Origin of the sequence: Burkholderia metallica (genome assembly GCF_001718555.1) — a bacterium.
Classification (GTDB): Bacteria; Pseudomonadota; Gammaproteobacteria; order Burkholderiales; family Burkholderiaceae; genus Burkholderia; species Burkholderia metallica.
The window spans coordinates 101,323-121,122 of the sequence record NZ_CP013403.1; the positions used below are offsets into that span (position 1 = coordinate 101,323).

At 66.9% G+C, this 19,800-nt stretch carries 17 protein-coding genes; 3 read left to right on the forward strand and 14 right to left on the reverse strand.

Annotated features, from left to right (window positions below; genetic code table 11):
* The first annotated feature begins 78 nt into the window (after window positions 1–78).
* Complete coding sequence (locus WJ16_RS20325) at window positions 79–996, forward strand: LysR substrate-binding domain-containing protein (protein ID WP_208607019.1); 918 nt, start codon at window positions 79–81, stop codon at window positions 994–996.
* Window positions 997–1,104: 108 nt separating this feature from the next.
* Here WJ16_RS20325 and WJ16_RS20330 read toward each other — a convergent pair whose 3' ends face one another.
* Entirely contained in the window at window positions 1,105–2,448 is a 1,344-nt protein-coding gene (locus WJ16_RS20330; RefSeq protein ID WP_069258915.1) for an aminotransferase-like domain-containing protein, read from the reverse strand.
* Between the two features lie 321 nt (window positions 2,449–2,769).
* Here WJ16_RS20330 and WJ16_RS20335 point away from each other — a divergent pair, with 321 nt between their 5' ends.
* Together WJ16_RS20335 and WJ16_RS20340 are read left to right on the forward strand one after the other, a co-directional pair.
* Entirely contained in the window at window positions 2,770–3,534 is a 765-nt protein-coding gene (locus tag WJ16_RS20335; RefSeq protein ID WP_236858357.1) for a sulfite exporter TauE/SafE family protein, read from the forward strand.
* A gap of 126 nt (window positions 3,535–3,660) precedes the next feature.
* A complete protein-coding gene (locus tag WJ16_RS20340) occupies window positions 3,661–4,986 on the forward strand; it encodes an epoxide hydrolase family protein (protein ID WP_069258917.1) in 1,326 nt (441 codons plus the stop codon).
* A 270-nt stretch (window positions 4,987–5,256) separates the two neighbouring features.
* On the opposite strand, the gene WJ16_RS20345 is transcribed toward WJ16_RS20340, so the two are convergent.
* The 13 genes from WJ16_RS20345 to WJ16_RS20405 all read right to left on the reverse strand — a co-directional run bounded on the left by WJ16_RS20345 (window position 5,257) and on the right by WJ16_RS20405 (window position 19,795).
* Window positions 5,257–6,282: a MerR family transcriptional regulator gene (locus WJ16_RS20345; RefSeq protein WP_069258918.1), complete on the reverse strand. Its 1,026-nt coding sequence runs from the start codon at window positions 6,280–6,282 to the stop codon at window positions 5,257–5,259.
* A gap of 125 nt (window positions 6,283–6,407) precedes the next feature.
* Window positions 6,408–7,874, reverse strand: a complete 1,467-nt coding sequence (xylB, locus tag WJ16_RS20350) for a xylulokinase (RefSeq protein WP_069258919.1) — start codon at window positions 7,872–7,874, stop codon at window positions 6,408–6,410.
* Window positions 7,871–8,806, reverse strand: coding sequence for an AraC family transcriptional regulator (locus WJ16_RS20355; RefSeq protein ID WP_069258920.1), 936 nt, complete (start codon window positions 8,804–8,806; stop codon window positions 7,871–7,873). Before WJ16_RS20355 ends, xylB begins: the two co-directional genes overlap by 4 nt.
* Before the next feature lie 32 nt (window positions 8,807–8,838).
* Window positions 8,839–10,032 carry an ABC transporter ATP-binding protein gene (locus tag WJ16_RS20360; protein WP_069258921.1) on the reverse strand — a complete coding sequence of 398 codons (1,194 nt, stop codon included), beginning with the start codon at window positions 10,030–10,032 and terminating at the stop codon, window positions 8,839–8,841.
* Window positions 10,033–10,035: 3 nt separating this feature from the next.
* Window positions 10,036–11,070 carry an NAD(P)-dependent alcohol dehydrogenase gene (locus tag WJ16_RS20365; protein ID WP_069258922.1) on the reverse strand — a complete coding sequence of 345 codons (1,035 nt, stop codon included), beginning with the start codon at window positions 11,068–11,070 and terminating at the stop codon, window positions 10,036–10,038.
* 10 nt (window positions 11,071–11,080) lie between these two features.
* Window positions 11,081–11,923, reverse strand: coding sequence for a carbohydrate ABC transporter permease (locus WJ16_RS20370; RefSeq protein WP_069258923.1), 843 nt, complete (start codon window positions 11,921–11,923; stop codon window positions 11,081–11,083).
* The gene (locus tag WJ16_RS20375) at window positions 11,911–12,879 is read right to left on the reverse strand and encodes a carbohydrate ABC transporter permease (protein ID WP_226243243.1); all 969 of its coding nucleotides are present in this window, start codon (window positions 12,877–12,879) and stop codon (window positions 11,911–11,913) included. The genes WJ16_RS20370 and WJ16_RS20375 overlap by 13 nt, the downstream gene beginning before the upstream one ends.
* Window positions 12,863–14,128 carry an ABC transporter substrate-binding protein gene (locus WJ16_RS20380; protein WP_418219887.1) on the reverse strand — a complete coding sequence of 422 codons (1,266 nt, stop codon included), beginning with the start codon at window positions 14,126–14,128 and terminating at the stop codon, window positions 12,863–12,865. Before WJ16_RS20380 ends, WJ16_RS20375 begins: the two co-directional genes overlap by 17 nt.
* 189 nt (window positions 14,129–14,317) lie before the next feature.
* Window positions 14,318–15,277 (reverse strand): amidohydrolase family protein, encoded by a 960-nt coding sequence (locus WJ16_RS20385; protein ID WP_069258925.1) that lies wholly within the window; start codon window positions 15,275–15,277, stop codon window positions 14,318–14,320.
* A 1-nt stretch (window position 15,278) separates the two neighbouring features.
* Window positions 15,279–16,226 carry a YncE family protein gene (locus WJ16_RS20390; RefSeq protein WP_069258926.1) on the reverse strand — a complete coding sequence of 316 codons (948 nt, stop codon included), beginning with the start codon at window positions 16,224–16,226 and terminating at the stop codon, window positions 15,279–15,281.
* 43 nt (window positions 16,227–16,269) lie between these two features.
* Window positions 16,270–17,562, reverse strand: a complete 1,293-nt coding sequence (locus WJ16_RS20395; protein ID WP_069258927.1) for an MFS transporter — start codon at window positions 17,560–17,562, stop codon at window positions 16,270–16,272.
* A 134-nt stretch (window positions 17,563–17,696) separates the two neighbouring features.
* The gene (locus WJ16_RS20400; protein WP_069258928.1) at window positions 17,697–18,614 is read right to left on the reverse strand and encodes a dihydrodipicolinate synthase family protein; all 918 of its coding nucleotides are present in this window, start codon (window positions 18,612–18,614) and stop codon (window positions 17,697–17,699) included.
* Window positions 18,615–18,622: 8 nt separating this feature from the next.
* Window positions 18,623–19,795, reverse strand: coding sequence for an L-rhamnonate dehydratase (locus WJ16_RS20405; protein WP_069258929.1), 1,173 nt, complete (start codon window positions 19,793–19,795; stop codon window positions 18,623–18,625).
* Window positions 19,796–19,800: the final 5 nt, after the last annotated feature.

Sequence of the window (19,800 nt, forward strand, 5' to 3'; positions counted from 1 at the left end):
CGGGCGGTGTGGCAACGAGGTGAACGTACTGTATGCTTGAGCCGGAGCGCCTGACAAAAGAAAAGATTGCAACAGGCGATGAATACCATTCATGAATCACCGCCCATGAACGTTTTCCGCAAGGTGCCGCTGTCCTACATCCGGGTTTACGAGGCTGCCGGCCGTCTGCTTTCGTTTGCCGCCGCTGCGCGCGAATTGAGCCTTTCGCCCAGCGCCGTGAGCCATTCCGTACGCAAGCTCGAAGACTTGCTCGGCCATCGACTCTTTCAGCGAAGTACGAGAGAGGTCCGACTGACGCGCGAAGGTGCGATGTTGATGGAGCACATTCAGCGCGGGATGGACGAGATGCAGCGCGGCTTTGCGCTGTTGACGAAGGAGGAGCGCGCGCCGCTGCGCCTGCATACGGCGCCCAGCTTTGCGACGCAATGGCTGTTGCCGCGGCTGGCGGGCTTCGTGCGGGACCATCCGAATATCGACCTGCGCTTCTCGGCAAGTACGGAGTACGCGCGGTTCGACGATGACTTCGATCTGGACATCGTCTATGGGGAACCGCGGCCGTCGCCGCACCAGAAGATTCCGCTGGCGGTGGAAGGCCTCGCGCCGTTGTGCACGCCGGCGCTGGCCGAACAGATACGCAAACCGGAGGATCTTTATCACTTGCCTTTGATTCAGTGCGAAGTGCAGATGTATCAGTGGGCAGGGTGGTTCGAAGCCAACGGGCTACCGCCGCCGACGCACTACGGGTTGCGCTTCGACCGCAGCGCGATGGCAATCGCCGCCGCGGTCGACAACCTGGGCGTCGTGCTGGAATCGACGCTTCTGTCGGAGCGGGAGTTGCAACGGGGGCAACTGGTGAGGCCGCTTGCCGGGTCCACGCGGGAGGTGGAGTACGTCGGGCATTACCTCGTGTACCCGAAAAGGCCGGAGCGGCACGACGCGTTCGAGACGTTCAAGGCGTGGTTGTTGGGTGAGCTGGGAATTACTGATGCGGAGTAGGCAGAAGTTGTTGTGGAGGGTGGGGGCCTGACGAAGTGTCGTGCTGGCCGGATGGCGGAGGATTCGCTTGTCAAGATCGACGATAAGCGGGAGAAGCGCGCAATGACTTCATTCGGTCGAATCGAAATCCTCTTCTCTTGCATTCAGGATCCCGCTCAGTGTCAGCAGACCGGCGTCGAGCTGGTCCATTGTCGGCGCCGCAAGCGCGAGCCTGACGGCATTCGGCGCATGGCCGGGCGAGGCTGCGAAGGTGGTCGAGGGCGTCAACGCGATGTCTCGCCGGGCTGCGGCAGCGACTAGCGCCTGCGAGCGCCAATGGGCCGGAAGCGTCAACCACAGATGAAAGCATTTTCCGTTCGTCTGGATATCGAACTCCGACAGACGGTCGGCGGCCAGCTTCTGACGGGCTACGGCGTCGACGCGTTTCAGTCGTGCGAGTTCGGCAACCGTACCGTCGCTCATCAAGCGCTGTGCGGCCGCAAACGCAAATCCCGATGCCGTCCATCCGCCCGAGCGCACCGACGCCATCACGGTTTCACGCAGCCGACGCGGCGTCACGACGAATCCCAGCGTCAACCCCGGCGCGACCTTCTTCGAAAGGCTGTCGATGACGACGCAATTGTCCGGTGAGAGCGCCGCCAGCGGCGGCTCGTCGTCGAGGAAGCCGTACACGTTGTCCTCGATGACGGGAATGCCGAGCGTTTCCACGACGCGCAAGAGATCTTCCCGTCGCGCCGCATTCATCGTCATGCCCAACGGATTCTGGATGGCGGGCTGAATGTAGATCGCCGAAAGATTCGCCTCCCGGTGCGCTTTGAGCACGGCGTCGGGGCGCACGCCGCCTTCGTCCATCGCGAGCGGAACCAGCGTGATACCCAGCCGCGCAGCGATGCCCTTGATAAACGGGTAGGTCAGCGTTTCGACGCCGCAGCGGCCGCCCGTCGGCACAATGGCGCCGACCGCGGCGGCGATGCTTTGCCGCCCATTCCCCGTGAAGACCAGTTGCTCGGGAGAAGGCGCCCAACCATTGCGCGCCAGACAGGCGGCAGAGACGTTCCTGATGGCGGGCGTTCCACTGCTTGTTGCCTGACCCAAGGCGCTCGCGAGTTCCGCAGCTCGTTCGAGCCCGCTCAGGCTTCTCGCGATGAGTGTCGTTTGGTCGGGAAGGATCGGGTAATTGAACTCCAGATCGATCCGTACGTCCCGCGGTTCGCCTGGCGCTGCTGCTCCGCGCCTTGCGTCGCCCGAAACGAACGTTCCCCTCCCTACCTCGCCGACGACGAGTCCTCGGCGCAACAACTCTGCATAAACCCTGCTGGCCGTCGACACGGCGATCTTTCTCTGGTCCGCGAAATTCCGCTGCGGAGGAAGCCGGTCGCCCGGCCTGAGCGTTCCGTCGGCAATTTCTGCGGCGATCGTGTCGGCCAACTTCAGGTATTCCGACTTTGACATTCAATGTACCGAGTTCAATGTAAATTGCACCGAGTTCAATGTTTTTATTGCACCGAGTATTGGGCCGGTGCATTCTGTCTTCACCGCCCGATTGTACCGGGATTGCAAAGCTTCTACGGCCAATGTGCATGCGCGTCGTTTCGGCGAAATCCGCTCAGGCGCCGCATTGACCTCGGAGCATTCGTGGAGACGCAATATGCCTTTCACCGCCTCGATTACTGCCCGTCCCGCCTATGCGGGAAGGACGACGGGATCTTCACGCCTGTCGGGCGGGTGTGACGCCGACCGCGCGAGGTCATCGTGATGATTTCGTCGACCGGGATGGATCTGCAACTGACATTCATCACGCTACTGATCGCCTTTGCTGGTGTGTTCCTGATCTCGTTCATGAAAGGGGCCTTCGGCGGCGGCTTTTCTATCGTCGGTATTCCGCTGCTGTCGTTGGTGATGGATCCGGTTACCGCGGGCGGAATGCTCGCACCGCTGTTCATCGCAATGGATCTGTTCGCATTGCGGTACTGGAAGCCTTCGACATGGTCGAAGCCGGACCTGATCCTGCTTTTGCCGGGGCTCGTGACCGGCATCGGCGTCGGTTATCTGACCTTCCGGCTCCTCGACCACCGCGCGATCGCGATCGTGATGGCGGCGATTACGCTGATCTTCGTCGGATTATGGTTGGGCGCGGGCGCAGCGTTGACGGTTCGTCCGCGTTCCAGGCCGAAGGCGATCACGGCCGGTCTCGCTTCGGGCGTGACCACGATGGTCGCGCATTCGGGCGGGCCGCCGCTCGCCATGTATCTGCTGCCTCTTGGTCTCAGCAAGGAAGTGTATGCGGGGACCACGAGCATGTTCTTTACCGTAGGGAACGCGACCAAGGCAGTGCCATGGCTGCTTCTGGCCAGGCCGACGGGCAATGTCTGGATCGTGATGGCGGTCTGCCTCTGTGCGATTCCTGCCGGTGTCGTGACCGGTTGGCGACTTCACGCGAAACTCGATCAGCGCCAGGTTTATCGAGCCTGCTACGGACTGTTGGTGGTGGCCGCGGTAAAACTGCTTTGGGATGGCGTAACGGGGTATCTCGCGTAAGCGTGGCAAACGAGGCTGTATTTTTCATGCACATCAATAAGTAGTCCTGATATGAAACGCAATCGATAGACGCGCGCGCCGTATTGATTGATTCACCGACTTTCCATGCTGAAAACCGGAGTTCGTATGTCAACTGATGTTTCTCCGACGGCCACATCGCGCCGTCATTTCATGGGCGTCGTAGTGGCAGCCGCCGTGGCGGGTTCGTTCAATGCGGTCACCTTCGCCGGGGCCGATAGACCTGTCGGCGACATCGCCACGTCGGCCGGCGGCGACGAAACCGCGATCCGGCCGTTGCACGTGCATGCGCCGGAGTCTCAACTCGTCGAATTGCGGCGACGCATCAAGGCAACCCGGTGGCCCGAGCGCGAGACAGTGCACGATACGTCGCAGGGTGTGCAACTTGCGACGATGCAAAAGCTCGCCGACTACTGGGCGACGCGATACGACTGGCGCAAGGTCGAGGCAACGCTCAACGCGTTGCCGCAATTCGTTACCGAGATCGACGGGCTCGACATTCACTTCATTCATGTGCGGTCGAAGCATCCAAACGCATTGCCGATCATTGTCACGCACGGCTGGCCGGGTTCGATCGTCGAACAGCTGAAAATTGTCGATCCCCTTACCAATCCGACAGCGCATGGCGGGTCGCCGTCGGACGCTTTCGACGTCGTGATTCCGTCGTTGCCGGGGTACGGTTTCTCGGGCAAACCCACGACGACCGGCTGGGATCCCCAGCGCATCGCGCGCGCGTGGGTCGTGCTGATGCAACGTCTCGGGTACGAGCGATACGTCGCGCAAGGCGGTGACTGGGGAAATGCGGTCACGGAGCAAATGGCCCTGTTGAAGCCGCCGGGGCTGCTCGGCATTCACACCAACATGCCGGCGACCGTGCCGGACGACATCGCGACGGCACTGAAATTCGGCGATCCGGCACCGTCCGGACTCTCGTCCGATGAAAAACACGCGTTCGACCAACTCGATTTCTTCTACAAGCACGGGCTCGGTTACGCGCAGGAAATGGCAAACCGGCCGCAGACGTTGTATGCGATCGAAGATTCGCCCATCGGCCTCGCCGCGTGGATGCTGGACCACGACGCGTCGGGTCTCGCACTCATCACACGCGTCTTCAATGGCGAGTCTGAAGGGCTCACACGAGACGACGTTCTCGACAACGTCACGTTGTACTGGCTGACGAACACGGCCGTTTCATCGGCGCGACTGTACTGGGAGAGCAAGCTGAGCTTCTTTGCCCCGAAACATGTTGTGATTCCGGTGGCCGTCAGCGTCTTTCCGGACGAGATCTACGCTGCGCCGAAGCGTTGGGCGGAAGCCGCTTATCCCAGGCTGGTTCACTTCAATCGGTTGTCGAAAGGTGGGCACTTTGCAGCGTGGGAGCAGCCTCAAGCGCTATCGGAAGAGCTTCGCGCGAGTTTCAGGACGCTGCGCTGAACGCAGTGAATGACGCAGCCTGCCGCGAGGTTTACGCGCCAACCTGTCGCGATGGCGTGCCGGACTGCCGATGTGCGTCATCGTTGCAAGCGCCGCAGTAGAGCGGTTTCACAAACTCCGCCACCCGCCCCGTACCAGTGACGCGCCCTGACGCAACTCGCTGATTTTCTGCGCACACCATTGCCGATACTCTGGCGCCCTACGGCACCGGCGGCCCGGACCCGATACGCCGGTCATCGCCGACAGTAACTGCGAACCCGGGCGACACCATCACCCGCCCTCCGGCCGCCGCGCGATCCTTGCGCGGACGGCGGGCGACGCCAGACAAGTGGCCACCGCTTCATACCCGGGTGCGCCGGGGTACGGTGCGACGCGGGCCGGCGGGCTATGGTTGGCGGGACACAGAATGATCGCCTCGTCGGGGCCGACGGCCGACAGGTCCACTATCGATGACGAGCGCGTCAGCATGAACAGCGGCCGCCGGCCGTCGGCCCTGGCGCGGCGGCGAAGGTACGCAATCAACGCCTCCTGTGTCGGCCGGTCGAGATCCTGTTCGATCATGTCCACGACCCGGGCGCCGATGCCGTCCGCTTCGAGGCCGACGAGCAGCGCGGTCAGCGCCGCGGACGGTGTGGCGCCTTCGTCCGCGAGCCATGCCGACGTGCGCTCGACGCGCGCCTTCAATGCCGGATCGGCCTGCAACGCGGCGAAGGCAGCCGCGCCGTCGTGCTCGAGCCGCTCCAGCCCGATGAACGCAGCGCCGGGCAATGCGTCGGCCAGCCGCAATGCGAGCCGTGTCTTGCCGCTGCCCAGCGAACCGATGATGTAGTTCAGCGGACGGATATCGCGCCACTCGAACCATTCGCCGCCCCACGGCCACGGCAGGCTGAACGCGACGCCGGCAGCCGCCGGATCGAGCAGGCGCGTCAGTTCGCCGTCGTCGGGCATGCGGCCGCGCGCGAGATCGGCGCGGATCGCGCGAACCTTGTCGACCTTGCCGACCAGATCCTGAATGCCGCGTTCGAGCGTCGCTTCATGCGTCGCCAGTGCATCGCTCAGGCTGCGGGCGTCGCCGTTCAGCACGTTCGCGACTTGGGCAAGGCTCAAGCCGAGCGCGCGAAGCGCCGCGATGTCGGCGGCACGCGCCAGATCCTCCGGGCCATAGGCCCGGTATCCGGCCACCGTTCGCGCGGGCGTGACCAGTCCTTGCCGCTCGTACAGCCGCAGCGCCTTGACCGATACGCCGAGCCGGGCAGCGGCTTCCGATGCGCTTAGGCCACGCGTGACGTCGTTCATGGGTCACCTTCGGGTCGTCGATTCGTGACGATCAGCATAAAGGCGGCCCCAGGGGCCGGGTCAAGCGGGCGTGATGTCCGCGGCGACGCAGCCCGAGAAGAGATACACGCCCACGCGGCGAGCGCTCAGTCAGCCGCCGCGAACTCGTCCTTCAACGCGCGATACAACCGCCGATACCGCGCGAGCCGCCCGGCCAGCAGATCGACCGACGCGGCATCGGGCGCGACCGTCTCCGTGACGGGCGGCGCGACGCAGACTTCCGCGAGCGAGTCGTCGGTCGCGGCGACGCGCGCGAGCCGCGCGGCCCCCAGCGCCGCGCCGACCGCGCCGTCCGCGTGACGATGCATCGCGAGCCCCGTCGCATTCGCGCACAGCCGCGCCCAGAACGCGCTCTTCGAGCCGCCGCCGATGAACGACACCGCGTCGAGCGTCGTGCCGGCCGCGCGCAGCGCGTCGTAGCCGTCGGCCATCGCGAACGCGACGCCTTCCATCACCGCATACGCGAGATCGTCCGCGGCGTGCTCGTTGGCGAGCCCGAAGAACACGCCGCGCGCATGCGCGTCGTTGTGCGGCGTGCGTTCGCCGCCGAGATACGGCAGGAACAGCGGCGCACGCGCCGGGTCCGCGCGCTCGGCGCGTGCGGCCAGCTCGCCGGCGGTCGTGCCGTGCGCGCGGGCGAGCCAGTCGAGGCTCGCGGCGGCCGACAGGATCACGCTCATCTGGTGCCAGCGCCCTTCGATGCAATGGCAGAACGCATGCACGGCCGCGTCCGGGTTCGGCGCGAAGCGGTCGTTGCCGGCGAACAGCACGCCCGACGTGCCGAGCGACAGGAAGCCGCTGCCGGCGCCCGTCACGCCCATGCCGATTGCGGACGCCGCGTTGTCGCCGGCGCCGCCGGCGATCGTCACGGGCCCGGCGATGCCCCATTCGCGGCGCAGCGAGTCGCGCAATTGCGCGGCGGGCGCGTTGCCTTCGACGAGGCGCGGCATCTGCGCGCGCGTCAGCTCGGTCGCGGCGAGCATCCGGTCGGACCAGTCGCGGCGCGCGCAGTCGAGCCACAGCGTGCCCGACGCATCGGACATCTCGGACACGAATTCGCCGGACAGGCGCCAGATCAGGTAGTCCTTCGGCAGCAGCACCTTGTGCACCGCGCGGAATACGGCCGGTTCGTACTTCGCGAGCCACAGCAGCTTCGGCGCGGTGAAACCCGGCATCGCCATGTTGCCGGTGATCGTGCGCGATTCCGGCACCAGCGCTTCGAGTTCGACGCATTCGGTGCCGGCGCGCGTGTCGTTCCACAGGATCGCGGGGCGCAGCACCTGGTCCGCGCGGTCGATCAGCGTCGCGCCGTGCATCTGCCCGGACAGCGCGATGCCACGCAGCGCGGCGAAGCCGGCCGGATGCGCGGCGCGCACCGACGCGATCGCGTCGAGCATCGCATGCCACCACGCCTGCGGGCTCTGTTCGGACCAGTGCGGATGCGGCCGGCTGATCGACAGCGCGGCCGAGCCGGTCGCGAGGGGCACCGAACGGGAATCGGTGAGAAGAACCTTGACCTCGGACGTGCCGAGATCGATGCCGAGAAATGTCACGGGTGAAGCGTCCTGTCTGGGGCGCGCGGCGGCGTACGCCGAAGCGGCGGTGCGTCGTCGCGGCCGTGCGGTTCGTTGAGCCGGTGCAGCGCGCGGAACTTCGACGGCGGCACCTGCTTCATCGCGAGAAACTGACGGTTGAAGTTCGACAGGTTGTTGAAGCCAACCCGGTAGCAGATGTCGGTCACCGTCAGGTCGGAAAACATCAGCAGCTCGCACGCCTCGTTGATGCGCAGCCGGTTCAGGTAGCGCACGAACGACGAGCCGGTATGGCGGCGAAAAAACCGCGTGAAGGTGCTGACGCTCATCCCGGCGAACGCGGCGACGTCGGTCTCGCGCAGCATGCCGGGCAGGTTCTGCTTCAGGTACGACAGCACCTGGTTGATGGTCGACGACATGTAGTGCTGCGCGTCGCTGCGGTAGCCGGGGCCCGCGAGCACGCGCCGCTCGCGGCACGACGACAGCCGGTCGAACAGCGACATCAGGATCTCCACGCGCCGGCAGCCGTGCGCGTTCGCGAGTTCGAGCATCAGCGGCGCGACGTCGAGCCCGACGCGATCGGGAAACTGCACGCCGCGCGCCGCATCGTCGATCAGGTCGATCACCGGCTGCAGCTCGCTGAACGCGCCGACCATCTTCTCGATCGCATCGCGCGAGAACTGCAGCACGACGTCGCGCGACGGCACGCGTTCGCCGTCGGCGAGTTCGCTGACCCAGTTGTGCGGCAGGTTCGGCCCGGTGACGATCAGGTTGCCGGGGCCGAAATCGCCGATGTGATCGCCGACGAACATCTTGCCGTGCGACGACTGGATCAGATGAATCTCGTACTCGGGATGGAAGTGCCACTTCGCGACCGAATGCGGATAGTCGTGAATCCACGCGCGGAACGACTCGTCGCGGTGGGTGGGAACGATCTCGAGATCCGGGTTCATCGTGAGCTCCGTCTGCGGGGCGTGCCGGCGTGCTACGAACGGGACATCGACCAGCCCGTCGCGGCGGGCGGCGCGGCGCGCGAAGCGGCCGCCGGCGGCGCCGCGTGCGCGATCGGGTTCGCGTCCGGCAGCGCGACGTTGCGCTCGGTGCCGGCGTCGAACAGATGCAGGGCTTCTTCGTCGAAGCGCAACGCTACCACGGCGCCCGGCGCCGGAGCCATCGGGGCCGGCACGAGGGCCGCGCACGGCTGGCCGCACCAGTCCAGCGTGACGAGCGCCTCGGCGCCGAGCAGTTCGACGAGTTCGACGGTGCCGGTCAGCGCGAGCGGGCCCGGGGTCGGATCGGTTTCGGCGACGAGCCGCAGGTGGTTGGGGCGGATCGCGGCCTTCACCTGCTGGCCGTCGTGCAGCCCGGCGAAATGCGGCGATGCGAGCGGCCAGCGCGTGCCGTTGCATTCGAGCAGCACGTTCGCACCGAGCCGCTCGATCGTGCCGTCCGCGAAGTTCATCGCCGGGGTGCCGACGAAGCCGGCGGCGAAGACCGTGTGCGGCTGCCCGTACAGTTCGGCCGGCGTGCCGATCTGCTCGATGTGGCCGCCGCGCATCAGCACGACACGGTCGGCGAGCGTCATCGCCTCCAACTGGTCGTGCGTGACGTACAGCGTGGTCGTCTTCAGCCGCTGGTGCAGCCGCTTGATGTCGCCGCGCAACTGCGTGCGCAGCTTCGCGTCGAGGTTCGACAGCGGCTCGTCGAATAGGAACACCGCGGGCGTCTTTATCATCGCGCGCGCGATCGCCGCACGCTGCTGCTGGCCGCCCGACATCGCTCGCGGGCGGCGGTCGAGCAGCGCGTCGAGGCTCAGGATGCGCGCGACGTCGCGCACGCGGCGGTCGATCTCGTCGGCCGGCACCTTCAGGCGCCGCAGGCCGAACGCGATGTTGTCGTACACCGTCATGTGCGGGTACAGCGCGTAGTTCTGGAACACCATCGCGACGTTGCGCTCGCGCGACGGCAGGTCGTTGACGACCGCATCGCCGATCACGAGCTCGCCGCCGGTGATCGCCTCGAGGCCCGCGATCATCCGCAGCATCGTCGACTTGCCGCAGCCGGACGGGCCGAGCAGCACGATGAATTCGCCGTCGGCGATCTCGAGGTCGAGGGGGTGCAGCACGGCGGGGCCGCCGTCGTAGTGCTTCGACAAAGCCTTGCAGGTGATCCGGGCCATGGCTCAATCCATTTCGATCTGAATCTTGACGTCGCGCGGGTGGCCGCTCGCCGCTTCCTCGAACGCGCGCACGCCTTCGGAGAACGGGAACGTGCGCGAGATGAACGGCTTCACGTCGATCGCGCCGGACGCGATCAGCGCGAGCGCGCGCGGGAAGATGTTCGCGTAGCGGAACACCGATTCGATGCGGCCTTCCTTCGCCTGCAGCGCGACCACGTCGAGCGGCACCGGGGCGACCGGCATCCCGATCAGCACCGCGCAGCCGCCCGGGCACATCAGGTCGACAAGACCCGCATACGCGTTCGCGCTGCCGCTCGCCTCGAACACGACGTCCGCGCCCCAGCCGCCGGATGCTTCCGCCACCGCATCGGCGAGCGGCCGCGTGCGCACGTCGACGGTCGTGACGGCCGGGTTGTCGGCGAACAGCGCGAGCTTGTCGGGCACGACGTCGGCGAGAATCACGCGCGCGGCGCCGCCCGCGAGCGCGGCGAGCGCCGTCATCGCGCCGATCGTGCCGGCGCCGATCACCACCGCGAGGTCGCCCGGTTTCATCGCCGCCTTTTTCGCGGCCTGCAGGCCGATCGATAGCGGCTCGACGATCGCGCCTTCGGCGAACGACACGTTGTCGGGCAGCCGGTACGTGAACGCGGCCGGATGCACGACGTAAGGCGTCAGGCAGCCGTGTATGGGAGGCGTCGCCCAGAAACGCACGTCGGGATCGAGGTTGTAGAGCCCGCGCAGCGTCGCGGGAGAATCGAGGCGCGGCACGCCGGGCTCCATGCACACGCGGTCGCCGACGCGCAGGTGCGTGACGCCGGCCCCCGTCTCGACGACGGTGCCGGACGCCTCGTGGCCGAGCACCATCGGCGCGTCGACGCGGAACGGGCCGATCCCGCCGTGAACGTAGTAATGCACGTCGCTGCCGCACACACCGACCGTATGCACCTTGATCCGGACGTCGCCGGGGCCGACCGCCTGCGGCAGGTCGATGTCGCGCAGCGCGAGCTCGCGCGTGCGTTCGAGTACGAGCGCTTTCAACACATCCTCCTTATTTTCCGTTGACCATCGAATTGAGCAGCCGGCTCAGGATGCCGACGAACACGAGCGGCGGCAGCGCGAGCAGCACCGTCGACGCGTTGATCACGCCCCACGGCACTTCCTGGCCGAGCGACGTGAACGCGGAGGCGACCACCGGCAGCGTCGCGCTGCGCGACGACGTGAGCGCGAGCGCGATCATCAGTTCGTTCCACACCAGCACGAAGCTGAACACGATGCCGCCGAGCAGCGTGCTCGCGCACACCGGCAGCGCGATGTGCCAGAACACCGCATACGGGCCGTAGCCGTCGAGCGCGGCGGCTTCCTCGATCTCGCGCGGCAGCCGGCGGAACACCGGAATCGACAGCCACGTGATGGTCGACAGCGTGACGAGCAGGTACGTGACGATCATCGACAGCTTCGTGTCGTACAACCCGAGATCGACCCAGATCGCGATCAGCGGCAGCGCGACCGCCACGGGCGGCAGGAAGCGCAGCGACAGCAGGAAGAACTGGATGTCGCGCTTGCCGCGCACCGGATAGCGCGCGATCGCATACGCGGCCGGCACGCCGAGCACCGCGCCGATCAGCACGGCCGCGCCGACGATCGCGATGCTGTTGCCGAGCCCGATCAGCACCTCGGGGCTCGACAGCACCTGCTCGTAGTTCGCGAGCGTCGGCGTGAAGAAGAAGCGCGGCGTGGGCGTGACGATGTCGAGCAGGTGCTTGAGCGAATTGAGCACTGCCCAGAACAGCGGGAACGCGGCGACGAGCAGGATCGCGCCGGCGATCGCGACGGTCGATGCGGTCGAAATGCTTGCGCCGCCGCCGCCGCGGCGGGCCATCAGTCGTCCCATTTGTTGACCCTCTTCCAGATGAGCGTGAAGACGAGCGTGGTCGCGACCATCATCAGCACGGCCATGCTCGACGCATACGACACCTTGCCGGCGAGGCCGATGCCCTGCTGGTACGCGTAGAGATCGAGTGTCTCGGTCGCGATGCCGGGGCCGCCCTTGGTCATCACGTAGATCAGGTCGAACGAGCGCAGCGATTCGACCATCTTGATGAACACGAGGCTCACGAGCGGCGCCTTCAGCATCGGCAGCGCGATGTACGCATGCACCTGCCACGTCGTCGCGTAGTCGAGCCGCGCGGCTTCGAGCGGTTCGGGCGGCAGCGTCTCCAGCAGCTTCAGGATCACGACCGCGAAGAACAGCCCCCATTGCCATACGTCGACGAGCGCGACCGCGTACAGCGCGAGATGAGGATCGGCGAGGAACGCGGTGTTTTCGATGCCGATCGTGCCGAGCAGCCAGCTCAGGATGCCGGTGAGCGGCGCATACATGAACTTCCAGATGAACGCGGCCGACACGCGCGGCAGCAGCACCGGCATGATCAGCACCAGGGACGCGACGCGGCGCCAGCGGCCGTGTACGCGCTCGAACAGGAACACGGCGAGCGCGATCCCGACGATCACCGCGCCGGCCACCGTGACGACTTCCCACAGCACCGACACCTCGATCGCGTTCAGGAAGCGCCGGTCGGCGGCGAGCCGCACGAAGTTGCGCAGGCCGACGTATTCGCTGTCCGGATAGCGCAGCACGCGGTTGCGCAGCGCGAGGTTGATCGCGGCGACGGTCGGGACGAGGCTCAGGACCGCGAGCAGCGCGAGCGTCGGCGCGAGGAACACCCACGGCAGGCTCGTGCGGTCGCGGCGCGCGCGGCCGCGCCGGGCGGACGGTGCGGCAGGCGGGGAAGGGGCCGGGCGGACGTCGAGCGCGCGTCCGCCGGCGCCGTCATTTGCGAGCGCCATGTTCGAGCGCGTCCTTCGCGTACTGGGCCGCATCGTCGAGCGTGCCGCGCACGTCCGTCTGCGTGCCGGTGAACACCTGTTCGAGCGCGATGCCGAGGTTGTCGCCGATGTCCGGCCACTGCGGCGTGCGCCAGATCGTCACCTGCGTGACCGGGTTGGTGTCGTTCAGCCCGGCCTGGATCTGCGGTGCGACGTGCTGCCTGAAGTACGGGCTCGCGATCGTGCTCGACCGGTTGTAGTCGCTGAACACGCCGTTGCGCAGCCGCGCCTGCTCCTGGTCCTTGCTGGTCGCCCACGCGATGAAGCGGCCGGCGGCCATCCGCGTGCAGTCGTCCTTCGCGCCGACCGCCGAGATCGCGAAGCCGTGTCCGTAAGCGGCCGACGGCAGCGGCGCGGGCGGGCGCGTGTAGCCGACCTTGCCGGCCACGCTCGACTTGCTCGCATCCTCCATCCAGTCGGCGAACGGCGTCGATTCGATCATGAATGCGACCTTGCCCGAGCGGAACGCTTCGAGCGCGTTGCTCCAGTCGTAGGTCGCGGCGCCCGGCGGCGCGTACTTGAACAGTTCGCTGTAGAGTTGCGTGGCCTTCACCGCGGCCGGCGAGTTGAATGCGGGCTGGCCGGCCTTGTCGGTCCACGCGCCGCCCATCCCGAGCATGAATGGCGACCAGCGCCATACGTTCATCCCCGAGCCGCGCTGGCCGCGCGCGACCCAGCCGTACAGCTTCGGCGGCGCGTTGAGCTTCCTGATCGCGGCGACGAGCTGGTCGAGCGTCTTCGGCACCGGGATGTGCGCGGCGTCGAGCAGGTCGCGGCGGTAGAACAGGAAGTCGCCGCCGCCGATCAGCGGCGCGAAGTACGCGACGCCGTTGTAGCTTGCGACCGCGCGGCGGCCGGGCAGGAAGTCGTCGTAGTCGTATTCCTTCGGGTAGTACTTGAGGAGCGGCACGATCCAGTTCGCCGACGCGAATTCGGCGACGTTCGCCTCGTCGACGTAGTAGATCTGGTACGAACCCGCGCCGGTCGACGCGTCGAGCCGCGATTTCGCGCGGCGGTCGTTTTCGCCGAAGTAGCTGATCTCGACCTTCGTGCCGTTTTTCTTCTCGTAGTCGGCCAGCGATTTTTCCATCACCGACAGGCCGAGGCTCTTCTGCGCGAGCACCCGAAGGGTCGGCACCTTGCAGGTTTGCGCGGCCGCGACGCCCGGCAGACAGGCGCCGAGCAGCAGGCCGGCTGCGACGATTCGCATCTTGTTCACCCGTGTCTCCTTGATTCTGCTTGTTCGAATGCCGCCGATGACGGCAGGAACAATGGTGTGACGGGGGCGATGCGATCACCACATCAAAAGAATTCGCGGACCGATACTTTTTGCTCAGCGTGCGTCGTGCGATGCACAAAATGTGGTCGTGGGGTGCGGGGGCGAGGCAGGCAGCGTGCGTTATCCGGTGATCGGGCGAGCCGACGCATCGAGTGCGATCCGGTACACCCGCAGCGCGTTGTCATGCCAGATCGCACGGCGCGCGGCGTCGTCGAGGTGCGTCATCGAACGCGCGAACGTACGCAGCAGCGCGGGATACGACACGCGCAGGCCGGCCACCGGGAAGTTGCTCGCGAACAGGCAGCGCTGCGCGCCGAAGATCGCGATCGTGTCGCGGATGATCCGTGCATTGTCCGCGTCGTTCCACGCCGCATCGCGCAAGCCGAGTTCGGAAATCTTCACGGCCACGCGCGGCCACGCGGCCAGCGCCGCCATCCCGCGCCGCCAGCGCGCGAGCCCCGCGTCCGAGCGATCCCACGGCAGCCCCGCATGTTCGAGCACCACGTCGACATCCGGTGCATCGGCCAGCAGCGCGGCCGCGTCGTCGAGATGCCAGAACGGCACGCGCAGATCCCAGCACAGCCCGTGCGCGGCGACGCGTTCGAGCGCGGCCGGCCAGCGCGGATCGCGCAGCGTGCCCGGCCCGTCGACGAGCGCATCGGGCGCGGCCGCGGTGCGCGGCTTGAAGCGCACGCCGCGCACGCGCGGCCATGCGGCCTGCTCGGCGAGCCGTTCATCCGCATCGCCGGCGAGCAGGTCGACCCACGCGACGACCGCCGACGGCAACCCGTGCGACGCCGCGACCTCGTGCAGCCAGCGCGTTTCCGCCAGCGCCTCGCCGCGCGCCCGTTCGGCCTCGACGTGCACGCTGGCGACGATCGGTGTGCGTTGCGCCGCGCGCCGCAGATCGTCCACGCCGAAATCGCGGCACAGCGCCGCGTAGTCGCCGAACATGAAGCGCGCCGGATCGTAGTCCTCCTGCAGCCACGGATAGTGCGCGCCCGCGTCGAGCCGCCACAGGTGGTGGTGCGCATCGACGAGCGCATCCGGCAGGCCGTCGGGCGGCGGCGGGGCGTGCATGTCAGCGGGCTCCGGCGAGCACGTACGACGCATCGGGCTCGCGCAGCGTCGCCAGCGCGCCGACGAAACGCCACGTATCGAGGTCGAGCTCGCGCACGTAGTCGTCCTGGAACGACACGTACGCGACGCGCCGCGACGGATGGAACGACAGCGCGGTCGGGTTGGCCGGCAGTGCGATGCGCTCGATCTCCTCCAGCTGCCGCGCATCGAACACGGAGATCGACCGTTCGCCCGAATTGGTCAGCAGCAACAGGTCGCGGCCGTCCGGCGCGCTCGTGCGGTAGATGCGGTTCGGATCGCTGCGCGTCTTCACGCGGCGGCCGCAGGTCATCGTTTCGGTGTCGATCGCGACGAGCGTGTCGTCGCCGCGATTCGCGACGAACAGCGTGCGCTCGTCGCTCGACAGCGCGTTGCCTTCGGGGCGCGGGCCGGGCATCACCGCGCGCGGCGCGACCGTCGCGTCGCGCGGATGGAATTGCGTGACCGTATTCGACAACAGGTGCACGCCGTACGCACGGCTCGCGTCGCGCGTGAGCGTGACGAGGTGCGTCTTCACGCCGCCGGACGGCACCGCCATGTTCGGCACGGGCTGCTTGGTCGGCTCGTCGAATACGAGCAGCATGTCGTGCGCCTCGCTCATCGCGTACAGCCGGCCGTCGCGGTCGCTCGCCATCCCGTGCGGCCGGTAGTACGGCCACAGGTCGAGCATGCGCGTATGCGTGCGTTCGACGAGGTCGATCTCGGCGATCCGGTGATCGCCTTCATGGCCGCGCGACCATGCGGTCTCGATCCCGAAGATGCCGACGTACGCGTAGCGCTCGTTCACGTCGACGGTGAACTCGTGCGGGAAGTTCGGCAGCACGACGTGCCTGAGCGCGGTTTTCGTGTCGAGGTCGTAGAAGCTGAAGGTATGGGCGCATTTCTGCACCAGCAACAGGATGTCGTTCATGGTGTGTCTCCGTCGATTCGTTCGTTGTCCAGTGTATCGGCCATCAGTCCTCGCAGCGCTTGGGCAGCGTCAGCGCGAGCAGGCCGGCCACCGCGAGCGTGATCGCGAGGCTGTACACGCCGGCCGCCGCGCTCACGTGCTGGGTCAGCACGCCGACCGCATACGGGCCGCAGAACCCGCCGAGATTGCCGAGCGCGTTGATCAGGCCGCGCGCGCTGCCGGCCGTCTCGACGCTGCAGAGCTTCGGCGGAATCGCCCAGAACACGCCGGCGGCCGCCTGCAGGAAGAAGCCGCAGCCGATCAGGAACGCGAACGACACGGCCATCGACGCGTGCGTGAGCACCGACAGCGCGAGGCACGCGGCGAAGCCGACGAGCGGCAGCAGCACGAACAGGCGGCGCTTGCCGGTTCGGTCAGACAAATACGACGTGACGAACATCCCGATCACCATCGCGACGTACGGCAGCATCGCGAGCAGGCCGATCTTGCCCATCCCGGTGTGCGTGAGGTTTTTCAGCAGGGTCGGCAACCACATCGTATAGCCGTAGATGCCGACCTGATAGCAGAAGTTGATCGCGATCAGCAGCCAGATCGTCGGGTTGCGCAGCATCTCGCCGAACGACGCGGCAGCCGGCGTGCGGGCTGCGCGCTTGCGTTCCTGTTCGTCGCGCAGCGCGTCGAGGATGTAGGCTTTCTCGCGCGGCGACACCCAGCGCGCGGTCTCGGGGCCGTCGTCGGCGAACATCAGCCATACGACCAGGCACAGCAGCGACAGCGCGCCCGCGCTAAAGAACAGGTGATGCCAGTCGTACGCGGCGAGGATGAAGCCGGACAGCGGCGCGGTGATCATGCCGGCGAGCGGCACGAACATGATGACCATCGCATTCGCGCGCCCGCGCTCGCGGTCGGGAAACCAGTGGCTGACCATCGTCAGCACGACGGGCAGCATCCCGCCCTCGGCCACGCCGAGCAGGAAGCGCAGCGTCAGCAGTTGCCAGGTGTGCGTGACGAGCCCGGTCAGCACCGACAGCACGGCCCAGCTCACGAGCGACCACGCGATGAAGGTCTTGCCGCTGCCGAGCGCCGCGCGCCGGCCGCCGGGAATCTGCAGGAACAGGTAGCCGAAGAAGAAGATGCCGCCGGCAAGGCCGGCCATCGTCGCGTCCATGCCGAGATCGGCGTTCATCCCGCCGGGCATCGCGAACGCGATGTTCACGCGGTCCATGTAGGAAATGATGCAGGCGAGCAGCAGCGGCGGAATCACGCGCAGCCAGCGGCGGCGCGGAATGGCTTCGTCGGCTTCGTATGCCGGGGTGGCCGGGTTCAACAGGGTCATGGTGTCTCCAGTCCGGATAATGGGCGGCGGCGGTCTTCTGATGGACCGCCGTCACGCCGTGACGCGCCGGTATCGCACCGGCCGCCGATGCGCAACGCCCTGCGGCGTTGCGCGGATGAACCGATGCCGGGCGCCTAGCGTCCCCAGCGCAGCACGAGCGGATCGAGCCGACGCGCCGTGTCGAGCAACCCGGCGCGCACCTGGGGATGCAGTTCGGGCCACGGCGCGCGCGGTGCGTCGCACGCGATCACGCCGCCTTCGCGCATCAGTGCCTTCGCGGTCAGGAAGCCGGACTGGCGGTTCTCGTAGTTGATCAGCGGCAGCCAGCGCGCGTACTGCTCGACTGCTTCGTCGCGGCGGCCGGCGAAATACGCGTCGGTGATCCGGCGAATCCCGTCCGGATAGCCGCCGCCCGTCATCGCGCCGGTCGCGCCGGCATCGAGATCGGCGAGCAGCGTGATGCCTTCCTCGCCGTCCCACGGCCCCTCGATCGCGTCGCCGGCGAGCGCGATCAGCTCGCGCAGCTTCGACGCTGCGCCGGCCGTCTCGATCTTGAAGTACGACACGGCGTCGATCTCGCGGGCGAGCGACGCGAGCAGCGGCGCCGGCAGCGCGACGCCGCTCGCGGGCGCGTCCTGGATCATCAGCGGAATGTCGAGGCCGTCGGTCACCTCGCGGAAGAACGCGCGCACCTGCGCCTCCGGCACGCGGAATGTCGCGCCGTGATACGGCGGCATCACCATCACCATCGCGGCGCCGAGCGCCTGCGCGCGCCGGTTGCGCTCCGCGCAGATCCGCGCGCTGAAGTGCGACGTCGTGACGATCACCGGGACGCGGCCCGCGACGTGCTCGAGCGTGACGCGCGTGATCAGGTCGCGTTCGTCGTCGCCGAGCGAGAATTGCTCGGAGTAGTTCGCGTGGATGCAGATGCCTTGCGAACCGGCATCGATCATGAACTCGAGGCAGCGGCGCTGGCCGTCGAGATCGAGCGCGCCGGTCGCGTCGAAGATCGTCGGCGCGACCGGAAAGACGCCCTGGTAGCGTGCGTGCATGGCGGGCCTCACTCGACGATGTCGAACTGGTCGAGGAACTCGGTCTTCAGCGTGAGGCCGAGGCCGGGCACGTCGTCGCGCAACTGCAGGAAGCCGTTCTCGGCCACCGGCTCGCCGTCGAAGATGTAATAGAACAGCTCGTTGCCGACCTCGACGTCGAACATCGGGAAGTACTCGCTCATCGGCGACGCGAGCGTGCTCATCGTCAGGTGATAGTTGTGCATCTGGCCCGCATGCGGAATTACCGGCACGCTGTACGCCTCGCACAGCGCGTTGATCTTGTGCGCCATCGTGATCCCGCCGACGCGGTTCGTGTCGTACTGGACGACCGACACGGCCTTGCGGTCGAGCAGTTGCTTGAAGCCGTACAGCGAGAACTCGTGCTCGCCGCCGGAGATCGGGATGCGCGTCAGCTGGTTCAGCTCCGCATAGCCGTCGATGTCGTCGGCGATCACCGGTTCTTCCAGCCAGCGCGGCTGGTATTTCTCAAGCTTCGGCAGGATGCGCTTCGCGTACTCGAGGTTCCAGCCCATGTAGCACTCGAGCATCAGGTCGTTGTCGTAGCCGATCACCTCGCGGATCGCCGCAACCGACTTCAGGTTCTCGGTCACGCCCTGCTGCCCGTGTGCGGGCCCGTAGCCGAAGCGCATCTTGAACGCGCGGAAGCCTTCCTTCAGGTAGCGCTGCGCCTCGTCCTGCATCTCTCTCAGGTCGGTGCGGTAGAGCTTCGAGTAGTAGCAGGGGATCTTTTCCTTGGTGCGGCCGCCGAGCAGCTTGAACACCGGCTTGCCGACGCTCTTGCCGAGGATGTCCCAGATCGCGATGTCGACCGCCGAGATCGCGGCCATGCCGATGCCCTTGCGGCCCCACGCGTGGGTCGCGCGATACATCCGCTGGTTCAGGTATTCGTAGTCCCACGGGTCGTGGCCGATCACGAGCGGCGCGAGGTACTGGTCGATGATCACCTTCGCGACATGCGGCGCGAGCGCGACGTTGCCGAGGCCGACGATACCGTCGTCGGTCTCGACCTCGACGACCGTCCACGAATGGAAGCGGAACGTGCTCATCGTTTCCTGCGGCGCGTACAGCAGATCCATCGCGTTCGAGCAGAAGTTGCCCTGGGGCGGAACGGTCTTGCCTTTCCACTGGAATACGCGTGCGCGCACGGAACGGATTTTCATGATGG